Source organism: Pseudoalteromonas luteoviolacea CPMOR-1 (assembly GCF_001625685.1).
Classification (GTDB): Bacteria; Pseudomonadota; Gammaproteobacteria; order Enterobacterales; family Alteromonadaceae; genus Pseudoalteromonas; species Pseudoalteromonas luteoviolacea_K.
Genome location: NZ_AUYC01000062.1, coordinates 143,859 through 160,316 on the forward strand (window position 1 = coordinate 143,859; position 16,458 = coordinate 160,316).

13 protein-coding genes are annotated in these 16,458 nt (G+C 42.8%); 7 read left to right on the forward strand and 6 right to left on the reverse strand.

Annotated elements, in window-relative coordinates; translation table 11 throughout:
- Positions 1-96: 96 nt before the first annotated feature.
- Positions 97-2,235 (forward strand): beta-propeller domain-containing protein, encoded by a 2,139-nt coding sequence (locus tag N473_RS21505; RefSeq protein WP_063369714.1) that lies wholly within the window; start codon positions 97-99, stop codon positions 2,233-2,235.
- Between the two features lie 80 nt (positions 2,236-2,315).
- Here N473_RS21505 and N473_RS21510 read toward each other — a convergent pair whose 3' ends face one another.
- The 4 genes from N473_RS21510 to N473_RS21525 form a co-directional block, all read right to left on the reverse strand.
- Entirely contained in the window at positions 2,316-2,843 is a 528-nt protein-coding gene (locus N473_RS21510) for a GNAT family N-acetyltransferase (RefSeq protein ID WP_063369715.1), read from the reverse strand.
- 24 nt (positions 2,844-2,867) lie between these two features.
- Positions 2,868-3,602, reverse strand: a complete 735-nt coding sequence (locus tag N473_RS21515; protein ID WP_063369716.1) for a 5-oxoprolinase subunit PxpA — start codon at positions 3,600-3,602, stop codon at positions 2,868-2,870.
- 17 nt (positions 3,603-3,619) lie between these two features.
- Positions 3,620-4,417 carry a D-glutamate cyclase family protein gene (locus tag N473_RS21520; RefSeq protein WP_063369717.1) on the reverse strand — a complete coding sequence of 266 codons (798 nt, stop codon included), beginning with the start codon at positions 4,415-4,417 and terminating at the stop codon, positions 3,620-3,622.
- Positions 4,418-4,490: 73 nt separating this feature from the next.
- A complete protein-coding gene (locus N473_RS21525) occupies positions 4,491-6,266 on the reverse strand; it encodes a glycoside hydrolase family 3 protein (protein WP_063369800.1) in 1,776 nt (591 codons plus the stop codon).
- 216 nt (positions 6,267-6,482) lie between these two features.
- Here N473_RS21525 and N473_RS21530 point away from each other — a divergent pair, with 216 nt between their 5' ends.
- The gene (locus N473_RS21530; protein ID WP_155735691.1) at positions 6,483-7,274 is read left to right on the forward strand and encodes a substrate-binding periplasmic protein; all 792 of its coding nucleotides are present in this window, start codon (positions 6,483-6,485) and stop codon (positions 7,272-7,274) included.
- Here the strand turns inward: N473_RS21530 and N473_RS21535 are convergent.
- Both N473_RS21535 and N473_RS21540 read right to left on the reverse strand, forming a co-directional pair.
- The gene (locus tag N473_RS21535) at positions 7,271-7,675 is read right to left on the reverse strand and encodes a hypothetical protein (RefSeq protein ID WP_063369719.1); all 405 of its coding nucleotides are present in this window, start codon (positions 7,673-7,675) and stop codon (positions 7,271-7,273) included. The two genes, N473_RS21530 and N473_RS21535, sit on opposite strands and share 4 nt — an antisense overlap.
- A 12-nt stretch (positions 7,676-7,687) precedes the next feature.
- The gene (locus N473_RS21540; RefSeq protein WP_155735692.1) at positions 7,688-8,887 is read right to left on the reverse strand and encodes a hypothetical protein; all 1,200 of its coding nucleotides are present in this window, start codon (positions 8,885-8,887) and stop codon (positions 7,688-7,690) included.
- A 257-nt stretch (positions 8,888-9,144) separates the two neighbouring features.
- Here N473_RS21540 and N473_RS21545 point away from each other — a divergent pair, with 257 nt between their 5' ends.
- The 5 genes from N473_RS21545 to N473_RS21565 all read left to right on the forward strand — a co-directional run bounded on the left by N473_RS21545 (position 9,145) and on the right by N473_RS21565 (position 16,407).
- Positions 9,145-10,764: a methyl-accepting chemotaxis protein gene (locus N473_RS21545; protein WP_063369721.1), complete on the forward strand. Its 1,620-nt coding sequence runs from the start codon at positions 9,145-9,147 to the stop codon at positions 10,762-10,764.
- 372 nt (positions 10,765-11,136) lie between these two features.
- On the forward strand, positions 11,137-11,859 hold the full coding sequence (locus tag N473_RS21550; RefSeq protein ID WP_063369722.1) for a winged helix-turn-helix domain-containing protein: 723 nt from the start codon (positions 11,137-11,139) through the stop codon (positions 11,857-11,859).
- A 92-nt stretch (positions 11,860-11,951) separates the two neighbouring features.
- A complete protein-coding gene (locus N473_RS21555; RefSeq protein ID WP_196766450.1) occupies positions 11,952-12,512 on the forward strand; it encodes an RNA polymerase sigma factor in 561 nt (186 codons plus the stop codon).
- A complete protein-coding gene (locus N473_RS21560) occupies positions 12,505-13,563 on the forward strand; it encodes a FecR family protein (RefSeq protein WP_063369724.1) in 1,059 nt (352 codons plus the stop codon). Before N473_RS21555 ends, N473_RS21560 begins: the two co-directional genes overlap by 8 nt.
- A gap of 12 nt (positions 13,564-13,575) precedes the next feature.
- Positions 13,576-16,407, forward strand: a complete 2,832-nt coding sequence (locus N473_RS21565) for a TonB-dependent receptor (RefSeq protein ID WP_063369725.1) — start codon at positions 13,576-13,578, stop codon at positions 16,405-16,407.
- The last annotated feature ends 51 nt before the right edge of the window (positions 16,408-16,458 follow it).

Here is a 16,458-nt window from a genome sequence, read left to right on the forward strand (position 1 = left end):
AGCGGTTACATAAAATAACAAATAGATCGAGCGAAATAACAGAACAATGGCGTGACTGTATTAAAGTAAAGTTACTTTTAATCAAGGAGCACAACTATGTTTTATTCCAGAGTTACTCTTTCGTTAGTACGAGCAGGCCTTGCTTTAATCGCATTACCCGCTTTGGTCGCGTGTGGAGGTGGCAGTGAGAGCAATAGTGATAACAAGGTAGATCAAGGACAGACAAAATTACCAACCAGTGTACCTGACTTAAATTGGTTGGGTGAATCATCTGCTAAATTAAAAAAAGCATCATCCAGTGAGTTTAGTGCATTACTAAAAAATGGTGCTTTTCTAAGTCGGGTGCCAGTTAATGAGACTGATTCTTCAGTACCCGTCAACGCTTCACCTGTGTCAGATGGTGAATCGAGTGCAGGATTTTCTTCTACTAATGTGGTTGAAGCAGGCGTTGATGAAGGTGATCGCATTGAATATGATGGGGACTATCTTTATATTGCCGCACACTCCGAACAAGAACTCTCGCAAAGTGCTGTATTTAGGCAGTATGTTCGTGTCATGAAGCGAACTGAACAAGGTATAGAAGAAATTACACAAATAGAGGCCTCTGACTCGCTGTATAGTCATCAGGATTTATATTTACATGAGGGGCGCCTTGCATCCGTATTCAAATATCCTGTGCTCACGCTCGAGACGCCTACTGATTCCAATGACATTGCTTCTACTTCTCCTTCAACGAATACGTTTTCTAACACGTTTGAGCTGAGTTTTGCAGATGTAAGTTCACCAGAGCAACCACAGGTGATCAACCAGTATCGCATTGACGGAAATATCCTTGATAGCCGAGTCATAGGTAACGAACTGTATGTGATCAGCCAATACCATGCTGAGTTTGATACTGATGAGACGGATGAGCTGGCAATTTATCAGGCACTTTATCAAACCAATGTATCCGACCTTATCCCTAAAATTAAGGACTTAAACTCTGGGGAAGCGTCCCCATTGTTTGATGCAAGTGCTTGTTACATACCAACAGATGCAACTGAATTAGATAGTGCAAATACAATCACGACCATCACTAAAATCTCTATGCAAAATCCTACAAGCATTGAGTCTACATGTATTAATACGCCTTCTGACGGAGTTTATGCTTCTCAAGAGAGTATCTATTTACATAAGCGTTTTTGGCCAAGTGACGTATCAAGCTTCAATGATTTATCGCAAACCGTTTTGCATAAGTTTTCACTCAATGATGGAGGGGTTGCGTATAGTGCATCCGGTGCAGTAGAGGGGTCGCTCGGTTTTGGCGGTAATTTGATAGGTATGATTGAACCGATTTTCGTGGCAAATGTCAGCAATGCCGCCTTTAGACTGAGTGAGTATGGTAGCCAGTTACGAGTTGTCACTACTCGGTTTAGTGAGTCTAAGGGAATGGTTCATCAGCTATTTGTATTGCAGCAGCAAGGGACTGAGCTTGAAGAGTTAGCACGTTTGCCAAACGAAGTTCATCCAACGCCGATAGGTAAGGTTGAGTCAAATGGTATGGTAGAGGAAAATATCTACGCTGTTCGCTTTATGGGTGAGCGAGCTTATGTGGTTACTTTTCGACAAATAGATCCACTTTATGTCTTGGATTTATCAAAAGCGGATGAGCCTATCATGGCTGGTGCGCTCGAAATCCCGGGTTATTCTGCTTATCTTCATCCTGTATCAGATGATCTGCTTATCGGTGTCGGGCAAAATGTTGAGGATTTCCCATTTAATGCCTCAGATGATTCATCCACTGATATAGAGCCCACTTTTGGTGCCAAAGTGAGTTTATTTGATGTGAGCGATATGACATCACCAAGCTTAATCAAAGAACATGTTTTTGCAGGTGGATATACCCCCGTCGAATTTGACCATCACGCTTTTAGTTACTTAAAAGCCAGTGACCAAACATTTCGTATGGCATTACCTGTAGAGTCATGGGAGGTCACTATTCAAAATGACAATACGAGTACTTGGGGTAACAAAAATGAGCTGGCAGCATTTGAGGTTAGCACTGAAGGTTCAGGCTCTTTAACTTACATCGGTAGTAGCGTTGCAAAGTATGATGAGCCCTCTCAAAGCGTTCCTTATGTGCGCGCAGCAGATGATAGAGGCGTTATTCATGGAGATACGATCTATTATGTCCATGGAAATTTCGTCTGGTCTAGTTTATGGCAGTCGCCTGATGTAAACACTGGTCCTTTCTAAATCGCGCACATTCAAGTTCCAAGCGAAATCTTGGACAGACCAAGCGCCACCTAACTTACGCAGGGTGGCGCTTTTATGTTTTATCGATGTGGGTTATGCAAAGTAAGTTGAAGATCATCAAATATCTGTTCACCTATTTGATAATTTTGTTTAATGACTTGAAGCACTGTAAATCCGAGCTTGTTAAGTAACTGCTCAGAAGCATTATTACCGACAGTTACAGTTGCCAATAATGTGTCATACCCTTGATGAGTAAATGCATAGTCTATAACGGCTTTGGATGCTTCAAATGCAAATCCCTGGCCTTGTTGCGTGGGACATAACATAAACCCCAACTCTGCAATGTTTGGCTTGTTAGAGAAACCTTTAAACCCATGTAAGCCAATACATTCATTTGTATCGAGTCGTTCAATGACTAGAGAGAGCCATGCATCAGTCTGTTTTTGCCAACTAGCGCAGCGTTCATCAAAAATTGATTTTAGGGCTTGCTGGTCTTGTATATCTGCGACATAAGCCATGACATTTGGATTTTGGTTTAACAGTTTAAACAGTTGCCAGTCGTTTTTATCCATCGGCCTGAGTCTTAATCGCGGTGTAATCAACTCCATGGTTATCCCCTTCAAACGAAATAGCTACTTCAGGCCGTTGAGTATCGTTTTAATTTTTTCAATTTGTTTTATGGCGTGAAGGTTATCGCCGTGTACGCACAGTGTGTCTGCTGCCAGCGCGAGTTTGTGGCCGCTTGCGGTTATCACGGATTGACTGCCAGCGAGGAGTTGTACTTGTTCTAATAATTTCTCTTCGCTATGTACTGCGTTAGGTTCAGAGCGAGGTGTGAGCATCCCCTCATCGGTATACAACCTATCGGCAAACGCTTCCATGAGTAAAGTCACTTGATATTGCTGGGCAAGGGCGCGGTGTTGTTTAGCTCGTGATGTGGCTAAAATCATTAACTTTAGATCTGTTGGGTATTGATGGATGGCTTCAATAAGCGTCGTTAAAATAGATTCATCACGCATCATATCGTTGTATAGTGCGCCATGAGGTTTAACATAGTTGAGCTTTATCCCCGCGATTTTTGCCATTCCTTCTAGCGCAGCTATTTGGTAGTGGATACAGTTTATAAGCTCTTGTTTAGCCATAGTGAGTGAGCGGCGGCCAAAGCCTTGGAGATCAGGGTAACTGGGGTGTGCGCCAAGGAGCACATTATGTTGCTTAGCAAGTGCAATCGTTTTTTGCATAACACTTGGGTCACCTGCGTGAAATCCACATGCAACGTTTGCCATGTCTATATGCGGCATCGCCTCTTTATCAAGCCCCATTTCCCAAGCACCAAAGCTTTCACCCAAATCACAATTTAACAGCATGCCAACCTACTTTTTAATTATTGTATTAACAGATCCATATCTGGCCTATCTGTGACCAGCATATGTTGAGGACTGTTTATAATACACAATTCTGGTGCTGCACGGGTAATTGCGAGATGAGCGGTGAGGCTGGTTGTCCAAAATACAGGCTGTTTGTTTTCAGGCATGAAGATGGGGTCACCAAAGTTGGGTTTTTGCAGATTATTAATACCTATCTCATCCGGGTTGCCAAAATGTACGGGAATACCATGAGGAACTCTACTGATACTACCGGCTTGTATCGCTCTGATAATTTCTTGTGTGTCCATCGGTCTTAGGCAGACGACTTTATTGCTTTTAAACGGACCAACTTGCAGGCTTGGAATATTACTGATGTACATAGGTAGTGTATGTGCAGGGCTAGAGGTCGTGGTATCAAAGCCATAGGTATTGAGGACGTAGTCAAATGCTACGTAGCTTGCCAAGGCAAAGGTGACAAAGTCTTCTCGCCAAATTTGTTTGATGTCTGTGACTTCATCAACTAATTGTCCATCTCTGAGTACACGGTATTTAGGCACGTCATGACGGATATCTATGTTGCTGCCAAGCGCGTCTAAATGGAATTCACCATCATTTACACTGGTTGCTAATAATGGACAGCAGTCATGGTTATTCTGACAATATTTTTGAAAGTCAAAAGCATATGCTTTAGGTAAAATCACAATATTACATTGTGTGAAGCCGGGAACAAACCCATTAGTGGGACCAGAGTAGTCACCGGCTCGAATCATTTCACGAATCGCGTTAGGTGCCGTTAAGGACGCCTTTGGATCCATATTACCCTCACTAAAATACACAAGTTGTTGTACTAATGCGGGGCTGGTACTTGGTGAAAGTTAACTGAATTAATCACTCAAGATCAATGCTCACAGGCAGCTGCCCATGTGCTTTTGCATGACCGACAATCACTTTTGCAAGTGCAGTAAATGCAGGCCCTCGCACATCATTTTCAGTTGCTACATCCACATTATAGGCATAGCTTGCCAAAACCGCTTGATTGAAAGGTGCATATTTTGCAATTTCGTATGGGGCGCGCAAGCTGATAAATAAACTCGCTTTTTTATGTGTATGAGCAAATAGCATAAGTTCATAGAGTGCTTTGGGCTGTTGCTGCTTAGCGATTTCGTAAGACTCAAGCTCAGCTAAGTCGTCCATTCCACCAATTTCTGCGGCACTTTGCAATGGAGATGCATGTGCGCTGATCACCCAGTTAGCGTCTAAAATGGCTTGTTTGGCACGCTGGGGTTTAAACGCTTGCAAGCTTGTCATTGAGATAGTGAGCTTTTTGTCAACTTCACTGAGTAAAGCTTGTTTTAAAGCGGTGGCTTTTTGTCTATCTGGCATAATTAAGTGGATATGATCGCCATCCTTTATTTGCATGGGCAGCAAGCCTACATTTTTCACTTCGGTGATCGCATCAAGCGCTAAGTTCGCCTCAATTTGTCTATGTTTGGGATTGCCAAGTATGCTTTTGGCAATTGCAAGGCTAGGTGTTACTTGCTTGCTGAGCATATTGGCTTTGAGCTTCGCGATCCGCTGATTTGATTGAATGAGCTCTTGTCTGTTCAATCGCTCAGATTTTACCGCGTTTTCCAGTGCTTCAAAAAACGTTTTAAATTGATTGAGGTCGGCAGGGGTTCTGACTTGAATTGGCATCAACGCAATATCTACACCTGCGTTAAAAGTTTCTAATACGGCGTCAAGCGGCGTAAAGAAGTCACTGATCCCAGCCATATCGAGCGCATCGGTAATTGTAACACCTTGATAGTGCATTTTTCCTCTGAGTAAGTCATGCATAATTGCCCGTGACATTGTAGCTGGGCGGATCATGTTTTCGCCTTGTTTGTTGGTGACGTTACTGCTATCCAAAGCGGGGTATTGTATGTGCGCAGTCATGATCATGCCGGGCTGTTGCTGTTTGATAATTTGACTAAAAGGATAGAGATCTTGCTGTTTAATTTGGGCCAGCGTATGGTCTACTCTAGGCAGTCCAGTATGGCTGTCGACATGGGTATCACCGTGCCCGGGAAAGTGCTTTAACGCCGAAATAACGCCATTTTGCTCAAATGCTTTGACCTGTGCAGCGCCTAATTGTGCAACTATCTTAGGATCTTCACCAAAGGCACGTACGTTGATAACGGGGTTATGTGGGTTTGCGTTAACGTCGACAGTCGGGGCAAAATTGACATTAATGCCGAGGCTATTGAGCTCTTTTCCGATTGCATTTGCCACACTCGTGGCATACTTTTCACCGTGTTTTTGATAAGTGGCGCCGATGCTCATGTTGCCAGTAAATGCGGTCGCCTCAGCACGATTGATACGCGCGACTCGGCCTCCCTCTTGGTCGATTGAGATAAAGAGCGGGGTATCGCTTGCTTGTTGTAATGCTTTGGTCAAGTCGATAATTTGACTTGTTTTTTGTACATTTTCGGCAAACAGTATGACACCGCCAATATGATACTGCTCTATGAGTTGAGCTAATTCCTCAGGCAATTCGGTCATGGGTTGGCGGCAATGTGTATCTTGTTGACAAAAGTAGCGAAAATCCAGCATAAGCTTTTGTCCAATCAAGTGGCGAATGTTGGTGTCAGCGTTGTCGGCGCTAACGAATGTACTTAAAGTCATAATACTGAGTAAACCTAATTGTTTGATGTGATTTAAAATACGCACGGTGCTGAATGATCAATTTTTTGTTTACTTTATCATGTGATCTTACGAGTTGAGAGACTTTCATGCTAATTCAGTGATGTTTTTGAAAGAGAATGTTTGCACAAGATGGTCATATATTCGCTTGAGAATAGTCTATAACTAAGGTTAGGGATCTGTGGGCACGAGAGCCGCATGAACAAGCACTGTTGCATATGTCTATTTTTTTGTCTCTTTAAAGGGGTTGCAAGTGAAGCGCAATGCACACAAATGCGCCTATCTGGTAGTGCTGATATGCCACCAATTAGTTATGCCATTAATGAAGAAAAGTTGGTTGGTATTGGCTTCGAGTTTGTACGTACGATCCTTCAAAAGGAGATCAGTGTCGAGGTAACAAGACCTGCACCGTTGCAACGCGTTGTGCAGTGGGCACGTGATGGCCATATTGATATGTTTGTCGGCTTGCAAAGTGATGAGTATCCCAAAGAGTGGTTTACTGTACTTCACCCTGCAATTACGGACTCTGCCTACGCGGTATTTTATCGCCGAGGCAAGCGGGTGATGAACATTGATAAGCTATATGGCTTAAGGGGGGCAATTTTGCGTGATATGGAGCTCAAACCAAATCCAACAATTAAGCTTGAAATTGAGAACTTACAACTACTTAGAACAGATAGCATTGCTCAGGCAATCCAACTCATCAAACTCAAAAGGATCGATTATTTTATCGCGCCACAGTGGCAGACAATTAATACTTGGTTTGAGTCAGGGCGAGTGGTTCCATTAGCGATGTTGCCTGAGCCAATCCAAATTAATCACGTATATTTAGCGTTGTCTAACTTCAGCCCTTGCATAGAGCAAAAAGCGGTAATTGAATCAGAAATTGTTAAAGCAAAACAAAGTGGGGTGATGGAAGCTCTGCTGGAGCAGAGCTTCTTATATACTAAAGCGATTGATCAGTTTTATAACCTGATCGAGTCTCCTTAAAAGGACATCAGCACTTTTACACTGCTATTCGCGCTGCCACTGCTGACATAACCTATTACATTAGGATTATCAGCCACTAACTTCATGACCTCTTGATCATTCGCCATACTTTTTGGTGGTTGTCCTTTACCCGTAAAGAGCAATTTAGACCAATATGCTTTGAGTTGACTGGCGCTACGGCCAACCACTTTGGTATTAAACTCTTCAGTTACTGGGTTGCTGTCTACTTGGCTAATTGGAATGACCTTCGCCGAGCCATCAAAGGTTTTTAACTTACCGAGAAAGATCTGTTCGATTTTACCTTTATCAAGTGTGGCATTATTAGATGGGTGAACAACGACATCAACGGCCAAAGCCGAGGTGGATAACAGTAACATAGTTGTAAGTATGATTGATTTCATGTCTTCACCCCACTAAAAAACAATATCTACGCCAGCACTCAAAACCGTAAAGTCCTGAACGTTGGGACGCGTGTCTTCGCCAGATAAATACTGGAACTTGAATGCCGCATTAGAGTGAAAGTCATAACGTACCGAGACACCTATGGCATCAAATTCCCTGAGCGAGAGTGTGTTTCTCAGTGCTTGTGCTGTTGCAAATAACGTTGGATGAGAAATGCCTTTAAGAAATTCTAAATCGCCTTCATCTTGAATGGATTTTTCATGGTGAACCGTGACGATGGTTTTGTCCATGAGTCGATAACCAAATGCGGTATACCAAGCGCGGTTAAAGCCATCAGATGAGTCTTCTACGCCATAGTTGGCAAATTCAAAATCGACGATAAACTTCTCATAATCGATATGGAAGCCTGAGTAGCCGTATAATCCGTCTTTGCCGCCCCATATGACAGCATCTTCATATTCTTTGACTTGTTGAGCCGTTGCGCCTTGGCTAACAGCAAGATCAACAGCGCCTTGTGTCGCTCCCAATATGGCATTGCTGTCGACACTGCCACCCTCGATTTCAACCATGAAGAAACCAGCAAATACGGTCCACCAATCTTTACTTAATTCAACGCGTACAGAGATTTCGTCTTTAAAGCCAAAAGTCTCATCATTTTGTGTCGCAGCAAGAAAGGTGGTGCCATCCCAATTACCATACAGCACTTTGGTAACAAGCGAGTAATCACCAAATGTGAAGTTACTATCAAGCGCGATCCCCTCAATGGTTGAGAAGTCAAAACCGGCATAAACTGCCCGTGGTAAGCGGCCAAAATTATTGGTGAAGCCGACGTTTTGATATTCAGATTGATAAAAGCTCGGATTAGCAAAGCGCCCCATACTGATGGTGTGCTGGGGAGACAGCTCGTAACTGATATATGCCCAGCGCGCTTCCGCGTCAAAGTCATCCGTGCCTTCTGCCATGATTTGAATTGTGGCACTAAGGCCTTCGCCTAGGTCTGTTCTCGCTTGAAGCGCAAATAGAGATTCGTCTGAAAATGATATATCGCCATCGGCTTTGTGTGTGGGAAATGCAGATGTTCCGCCGTCACTGTCCGCAGAGGTTGCGCGAAGTGATGCGAAGCCATTAAACACGACCTCTGCATAACTGCAGAAGCTGCATGACGCTAGCGCTCCTCCAATTAACAACTTTACAGCATTATTAGATTTCATAGTTTCACCCTGTCCTGTGGTTGTATTAGGTGCAACCGACCACATGCACCACTCTAACCGTAGAACAAGATTACTTATTTACTAGTTTGTAAAAAAAATTTCCCATTTCAAAAACAAACCACCTTGTTTATCGGAAATTGTCGAATAATTGGCAATTTACGTAATTTTGTCCAAGATTATATCTACAAATGTACGAAATGAAGCTGTGTGGGTTACCACTACCGCTTTTCTACTGACGCTCATGCAGGATACTGAACATGCTGTGGTTCAAAAACCTACCGCTTTTCTATAAAGTTTGTCTCATTGTGGCCTTGTCCATTTCTGTGTTTATCATCAACTTATTAATTAACTTTGCGGCCTTTAAAAGTACACAGCAAGAGTTACTCTTGCTGGAACAAAAAATATATAAAACAGTACAGTTATCAACAATTAACAGCGTACTGATCAAAAGGGCTGACGAGTTATTTAGCCAATCAGTATCTTTTGCTGATAAGGATGTGTTGACGCAGGCATCTCAGACGGTGGCGGAGCTGACCGATAACATCACGCAGCTGGCTGATTTAGATGATAACAATAGCGCGATGCTGAACGAGCAGTTAGTGGTGATTGACCAATACCGTAAGCTGTCAGAAAAACTCGCAGATGGCATGATCACAAATACAATTGACTTTAGTCAGTTACCAACGCTTGCGAAACAAAAAGCCAGTTTGTTTGAACAGACAGACAATGACTTGACCAGTTATAGGGAGTTGGTCGGTCAAAACTTTAAAGAAACCATTGAAAAAGCAAATAAAAGCGGAAACGATGGACTGTGGCTGTCAGTGCAAGCAGGCTTAGTATTGAGTATTTTATTACTTGTGGTCGCATTGTCGGTGGCGAGGAATATTAGCAGTACGGCAAATGCGTTAAGAGGCTCATTGAGAGAGCTGGCAGATGGTGAAGGTAATTTAAATCAACGCTTAACGGTCATCGGTAAAGATGAATTAGGGCGCACGGCATATAACTTTAACAAGTTTATGGATACGCTGACAGAATCGATAAAAGGCGTGATGGCGGTTTCTCAACCCCTGTTGAACACATCCAAAAAACTGGTGCAAAGCACTGAAAGTGTTCGTAATCTAACCGATGAGCAGGCATCTCAGGCGTCTCAAACCCAACAATCTATTCATGAGCTTATTCAGTCTATATCGAGTATCAGTGAGGCTGCTTCTGCGGCCAATACGGCTGCGCAAGAAACCGAAGTTGAAGCACAAAATGGATTAACAGCGGTGTCTGATAATATCGCGAATTCAAAAGATCTGAACTTGCAAATTGGCGAAGCCGCAGATGCGGTTAATGATTTGGCAAAAGGCACTGATAGCGTGTCGTCTATTTTGGATGTGATAAGTTCTATTGCTGAGCAAACTAACCTTCTGGCGCTGAATGCCGCGATTGAAGCGGCGAGAGCGGGTGAGCAAGGACGTGGCTTTGCTGTTGTGGCTGATGAAGTGCGGACACTCGCATCAAGAACCGGTGATGCGACGACAGAAATTCGTACATTACTGGACTCTTTGCAAAGCGCAGCTGATCGCAGTGTGAAAATGATGACTCAAGCGAACGACCAGGCTAGCAGTAATGAAGCGCGTTCTCTGAATGCGGGACAAGCGCTTGAAGAAATCCAAAGTAAGATTGCAAATATAACAATGATGAATAATCAAATCGCTTCAGCGGCAGAGCAACAAAGTTCAGTGGCTAATATTGTGGCAGAAACCATTGAGCGCATGAATCAGTCTCAGCAACAGGTTCATGCCTCATTTTCTGATTTAGATGAAGTCTCTCATCAATTACATGACGCATCAGATCATTTAATGGAAGCAACTGGTAAGTTTAAAATGTAATGGGTAAATGAGGACACACTTTATTTTGTACTATGACATTTTGCGGTTTGTTACTGCGAGCTTTGACATGGCTTAAGCTGATTTTTATTGTCTGTTATCATACTTTTCAATTACAGTGGCTATACCAGCCACTGACGCTAAAGCGCGTAAAATGATACTAGCATCGCGGCTATTTTCCTGAAAACGTATTTTTTAGTTCACCTATCCATCTTATTTTCTATTGATAAAGTCTCGACTTATATGATTTTGTGCTGTTAGTTGATACGCTGGTTTGTATCTACTTATAAAAAAGCAGCGCTTTTTAATCATCGCTTTGGACGATTCACTTTAGTTATCCGTCACATCAATAAGTAACTGAGTCTAAGTAAGAAAATGGCAAAAATATTATTGGTCGAACGCGACAATGTTTTAGTAGGTAAATTAGAGTTATCACTCCACATTGAAGGACATCAATGTAATCGATTAACGAATGAAAAAAGCATTGTCGATTGGGTGCTATTGAATCGTCCCGATCTGGTTGTACTTGATAAGGGATCGCTACAAGGCCGGGCCATTAGTTTATGCTGTGAAATTCATCATCGTTCAGATACTTTGTTAATTTTGACCAGCAATAGCGATCAAGTTACAGATCAACTCATTGCGCTGGAGTCTGGTGCAGATGATTATATCAATAAGCCTTATTGCCCAGAGGAATTGGTTTCGCGAATTAACGCTATGATACGCAGGTTACAAAAACTCGCAGCGATAAAGCACCGCTTGCAGCTTATTAAGCATGGTTTCAAGGTAACGTTCGCTGACAGAGAAGTGCAGCTGACTCAAGTAGAGTTTTATTTATTTCGTTTGTTACATGGGCAGCCTTATAAAGTGTTGACCAGAGATGACATTAGTCGACAAATTTATAGTGATCATCGGGTTGTATCGGAAAATACGGTGAATAGCCATATTCGTAATTTGCGTCGAAAGTTAAAGGCGATTTCCCCCCAACACATGTTGATCACCAGCGTTTATTCTGTAGGTTATCAATATCAGCCTCTCTTGGACTCGGCCGATGGCGAACTAAGCGAGCAATCATTGCGTTTTAGTAAATTTGACTGACTTGTCTAACGTGTGGACTGAGTGATAATATTGCGCATCATTTGGCCATTAACTTGCCTTTGTTTTACTTTTTTGAGCTAGAGAGCACACATTTGTCTGAGACAGTAAAGACAACTTCCAAAATTAGTCATTTAAAAAGTAATTTACCCACTCGTTTGTACCATAAATACAGCCAAGAAATTGGCGCTTTTTTAAAGAGTAAGTTTGGTGAGCCGCCAGATTCTGAAGACATAGTACATTCAACATTTGAACGTTTTTCTCGGTTGGAGCATCAAGATAAAATCGAAAATCATCGCGCATTTTTGTATAAAATAGCGCAAAACTTGGTTTTAGACTTCAAGCGTTCAGAAAAAACACGACAGGGCTATATTGATGAAAAAACCTCTGACCCTGATATCAGTTTAGATGACAGAGAGCCTTCATCCGTTTTAAATAATAAGCAGAAACTGGCATTGATTGATAAAGCCTTTATGCAGCTTCCCGCGCAGCAGCGACAGTTATTCTTGCTCAATAGGGTTCACCAAATGTCATATGCAGAAATTGCTAGGCGTTGCGATATGTCTCAAATAGAAGTAAAGCGTCAGGTTGCCAAAGCAGTGCTTATATGTGGAAATGCGTTAAATCATCAGGCAGAGGTAAGTGCTAATGACTAAACCCAATGATGTTTTCGAAAGCATTGATACCGATTTAAATACAACATCTTCGAAGCAACTTATCGAACAACAGGCAACTCACTGGCTGCTTATTCAAGATGAACTGGATCTTGATCAAAAAGTGCAATTTGAACAGTGGCTGGTCATAGACCCCGAGCATGAGCGTATTTATAGACGCCTAGAGGAAGCGCTTTCCTTGGTAGAGCAAATACCGGTAGCACAAAGCTCAGATCCTGTAGTGCTGGTTGAGCAATTAAACAATTCGTCAAAAGTAACCATTGCTACTGACAAAGTAGCAGTGAATAACCATGTATATCGTTGGTTTGCTGTTGCGGCGAGTATCATGTTGATAGCTATGTTAGGTTGGTTTGGGCAAGAGCCGCAAGAGGCGGGCCCTGTAATAGCACAGCAAATTTATCAAACTGAAACAGCGCAAGTTGAAACCTACCTGTTAGTTGATGGTAGTGTGGTGACGCTTGGCCCTGATAGTAAGTTGTTGGTGTCTATATCAAATCAAGCACGGTCATTGAAGTTACTCTCTGGTGAGGGCTACTTTGATGTCGTTACCGACAAGATTCGACCCTTTGTTGTCTCTTCTGGTCAAGTGGGTGTCACCATAATAGGCACAGAGTTTAATGTGCGCTACAACTCACACTCGATTCAAGTGGCTGTTTCTGAGGGATTAGTTGAGGTAGAGCTGCAAGATATGCGTACCAAACTTCAAGCAGGAGAGGTCATTATTGCAGACAACAGCAGTGGTTTGAGTCAAGTAACGTCAATTGATCCGGCGTTGATCGATGACTGGCAGCAAGGCCAGTTGACTTATCAAGACGTGCCTCTCGGCCATATTGTCTCTCAGCTAAATCGATATTACGCTGGCCAGATTATTGTGGTTGGTGAAGATGTGGAACAACTGAGAGTCACAGCCTCATTTTCAACCCAAGATATTCCGTCTGTGATACAAGATCTGGCTGCGATGTTGTCCCTAGAATACACGCAATCAGGCGATACATGGTTGCTAACTAAGCCTGCCATGGTTAAAACGAATTAATGTAAGAGTGTAATGCGAAATCTATTTTTATTGTTGAGTGGTCTGCAGTTAAGCACATTAGCAACTGCAAGTGAGCAAAGTCTTCGTGTCGATATTGAGCCCCAGCCCTTAGTCCAAGCGTTATTTAATGTGGCCAAACAAAGTGAGCAATCTATTTTTACTCAGCCAGCTTTACTTAAAGGGTACCAAACGGCTGAAATAAAAGGCCAATTTACACTTGATGAGCTACTTCAAATATTGCTCAAAGATACTGGCCTTAAAGTTAAGCAAGCAAGTTCTGGCTACATTGTTTACCGGCCAAATAAGGTAAATGATGGCAAAAGGAAAAAGCGTAAATCTGGGTCCAAGCATGACAGTGAGATCGAAAGAATAAGCGTATTAGGTCAAAAGGGAGCAAGCACTGAGGCGGTGTGGCTGAAGCACAACTATCAAGTAGGCCTTGTTGATTTAATTGCTGCGGATGATATTGGCGAGCTGCCGGATATTAATGTCGCCGATTCATATCGCCGCATTGTGGGTGTGCACACCATCAATGATTCGGATGAGGGCCAGTTGGTCACTGTTCGTGGTGTACAATCAGGTATGAACTCCGTCACGCTAGATAGCATGGCCCTTGCCAGTGACAGGCAGCATACTCGAGGCGTCAATTTAGAAACTATTCCGGCCTCTTCTGTGGGCCAGTTGTGGTTGTATAAAACCCCTGATGTGAGCTTTAACGGCAACTCTGTTGGGGCGGTGATGGATCTTAAGAGCTATAGTGCGTTTGACAAACGATCGCCACACTTCAGGTTTGATGCTGAATTATCTCAGTATAGTTATCAAGATGTGCCCGATGATGACGACAAGTTGGGATTAAATATTCGTAGCCAATATAGCCGAGTTCTTGGGCAAGATTCACAGTTCGGTTTGGTTGCATTTGGTATGTATTCAGAAAAATCACGAGACCAAAGCAACCTCAGTAATCAGTATCATGTCAATAAAGAGGGGCAAGCGTTTATTAGTCGCTCTCGCCAATCGGCATATTCAAATGTCTGGGTACGTCAGGGCGGTTCAATTAAGCTTGAAGCTGTGCCAACAGAACAAAGCTATGGGTTTTGGCATAGTTATTACTACCAACAAACAGAGAATGAACCGCGTAATAGCTTTGCATTTGAGCAAGTGCCCAGAACGCCAGTAAGAGTGAATCGAAATCAGGCCGAGATTGAACAGGCTGATTTAGTTTTGGATACCATTTATAGAGACACTGCGCGTAAACAGCTTGGCAGTCATATACACTTTAAAAATGAGCTTTATTCACGTCAACACCTCAGCTTTGATATTGCTTACAGTGAAGCTAGCTCAGATAGGCAAGATGAAGAAAGTGTGTGGTTAAGCGCAAGCAACCCAGAAGAATATCACTTATTGGGGTATCAATATATGGGGTTCGACAGCGATAGGAGCTGGTCAGTAAACGATCCTCGTTTTGCACAGAGCCCTCGTGTCATCAAGCTTGATGAATTTGAGCTACAACGCAGAGAAAATAGCAACACCATATTGGACTCCCGAGTTTTGTATAATTGGCATGCCGACGGCAATGGGCTGGGTTGGAGTGTTAAGTCTGGACTGCGCTATACACACAGCAAAGTGCGATCTAATAGAGATGTTAGTAGGTATGATGTCAAAAGAGATATCTCAATTGGCAAGCTTGTTAGTGACAGCAGGTATTCGGTAGATGCTTTTGGGCTTAATTTACCTTGGTTATCTAATGAGTATGTAAGTAATTACTTCAATGAAAATGTCAGGGATTTTAAGTTAAATAACAATGCCAGTGAGTTTGCAAGCTTGAGGCATGACTTTAATAGCGTCGATAAAGTCAGTGCTGCACATATTGAGTTAATTAACCAATCTGATAGGTGGCGTTGGTCTATCGGTGCTCGTTACGAAGCATGGGAGCAAGAAACGCAAGGGCAAGATATTAATATGAATACCCGAAGCGTGACGCCCAATACACTTTCTCTGAAAGACTCACAGTGGTTGGGCGTATTACGTGGTCGTTATGATATAACTGACAATTGGCGCATATTTGCCAGTGTTGGGCAAAGCGTTGCGAGACCAGATTATTTTGCCAGTAATAACCTAAATTCTGTGAATGAAAGGCGCGACTATACGGTTATCAAACGAAGCGATCCAAACTTAAAAACCAGCCTTGCAGAGAGTTGGGATGTATCAACTGAGTATTATTGGCAAGATGGCAATCTGGCCTCAATGGCGCTATTTAAAAAGTATATTGATGACACTGCAGTGGATACGCGTACTGTACTGGGTGAGCAAGATAACCGAGTGATACTTGAGCAAAAGTCTAACTATGGTCAATCTGAAGTTAATGGCGTTGAACTCAGTTTAACACTGCAGGATTGGTCTGCGTGGTCAAAGCACCTTAAAGGGTTCGGGCTGGTTGCAAATGCGACGATTTTGTCTCACGAGGTGTGCTACGAAATACCCAATCAAGCAGTGTCTTGCTTAGATTATCAATTTGGCCAAGCTGATAAAACGGCGAACGTGATTGCACATTATCGATTTGGTGGCAGCAAAACAGAGATCCGTTTAGGCTATCACTACGCAGGAGAGTACTCACCTTATCAGCCTTTGCCGCTTACTGCTCAAACTCGAGAGGTGTGGCAAGCCTTTTCACAATGGGATATGCAGTTGCGCTATGACGTCAATAAAAATTGGGTGATGAAAGCCAAAGTGCGTAATCTCACCAACGAAAAGCGTCGCAGTATGACAGGTGAGCATCAACACATGTTGGCCAGTGAAATTGAATTTGGCCGCTCTGTTTGGTTTGGGTTCTCTTACCGTGGGTAATAGAGCTTATGTTCATTAAAGCCCGATTATTCGGGCTTTTTTAAATTCTAA

What these genes read in the sequence shown, in the direction of transcription:
- N473_RS21505 (WP_063369714.1), top strand. Translation starts at nt 97, where the DNA reads ATGTTTTATTCCAGAGTTACTCTTTCGTTAGTACGAGCAGGCCTTGCT.
- N473_RS21510 (WP_063369715.1), bottom strand. Translation starts at nt 2,843, where the DNA reads ATGGAGTTGATTACACCGCGATTAAGACTCAGGCCGATGGATAAAAAC.
- N473_RS21515 (WP_063369716.1), bottom strand. Translation starts at nt 3,602, where the DNA reads ATGCTGTTAAATTGTGATTTGGGTGAAAGCTTTGGTGCTTGGGAAATG.
- N473_RS21520 (WP_063369717.1), bottom strand. Translation starts at nt 4,417, where the DNA reads ATGGATCCAAAGGCGTCCTTAACGGCACCTAACGCGATTCGTGAAATG.
- N473_RS21525 (WP_063369800.1), bottom strand. Translation starts at nt 6,266, where the DNA reads ATGACTTTAAGTACATTCGTTAGCGCCGACAACGCTGACACCAACATT.
- N473_RS21530 (WP_155735691.1), top strand. Translation starts at nt 6,483, where the DNA reads ATGAACAAGCACTGTTGCATATGTCTATTTTTTTGTCTCTTTAAAGGG.
- N473_RS21535 (WP_063369719.1), bottom strand. Translation starts at nt 7,675, where the DNA reads ATGAAATCAATCATACTTACAACTATGTTACTGTTATCCACCTCGGCT.
- N473_RS21540 (WP_155735692.1), bottom strand. Translation starts at nt 8,887, where the DNA reads ATGAAATCTAATAATGCTGTAAAGTTGTTAATTGGAGGAGCGCTAGCG.
- N473_RS21545 (WP_063369721.1), top strand. Translation starts at nt 9,145, where the DNA reads ATGCTGTGGTTCAAAAACCTACCGCTTTTCTATAAAGTTTGTCTCATT.
- N473_RS21550 (WP_063369722.1), top strand. Translation starts at nt 11,137, where the DNA reads ATGGCAAAAATATTATTGGTCGAACGCGACAATGTTTTAGTAGGTAAA.
- N473_RS21560 (WP_063369724.1), top strand. Translation starts at nt 12,505, where the DNA reads ATGACTAAACCCAATGATGTTTTCGAAAGCATTGATACCGATTTAAAT.
- N473_RS21565 (WP_063369725.1), top strand. Translation starts at nt 13,576, where the DNA reads ATGCGAAATCTATTTTTATTGTTGAGTGGTCTGCAGTTAAGCACATTA.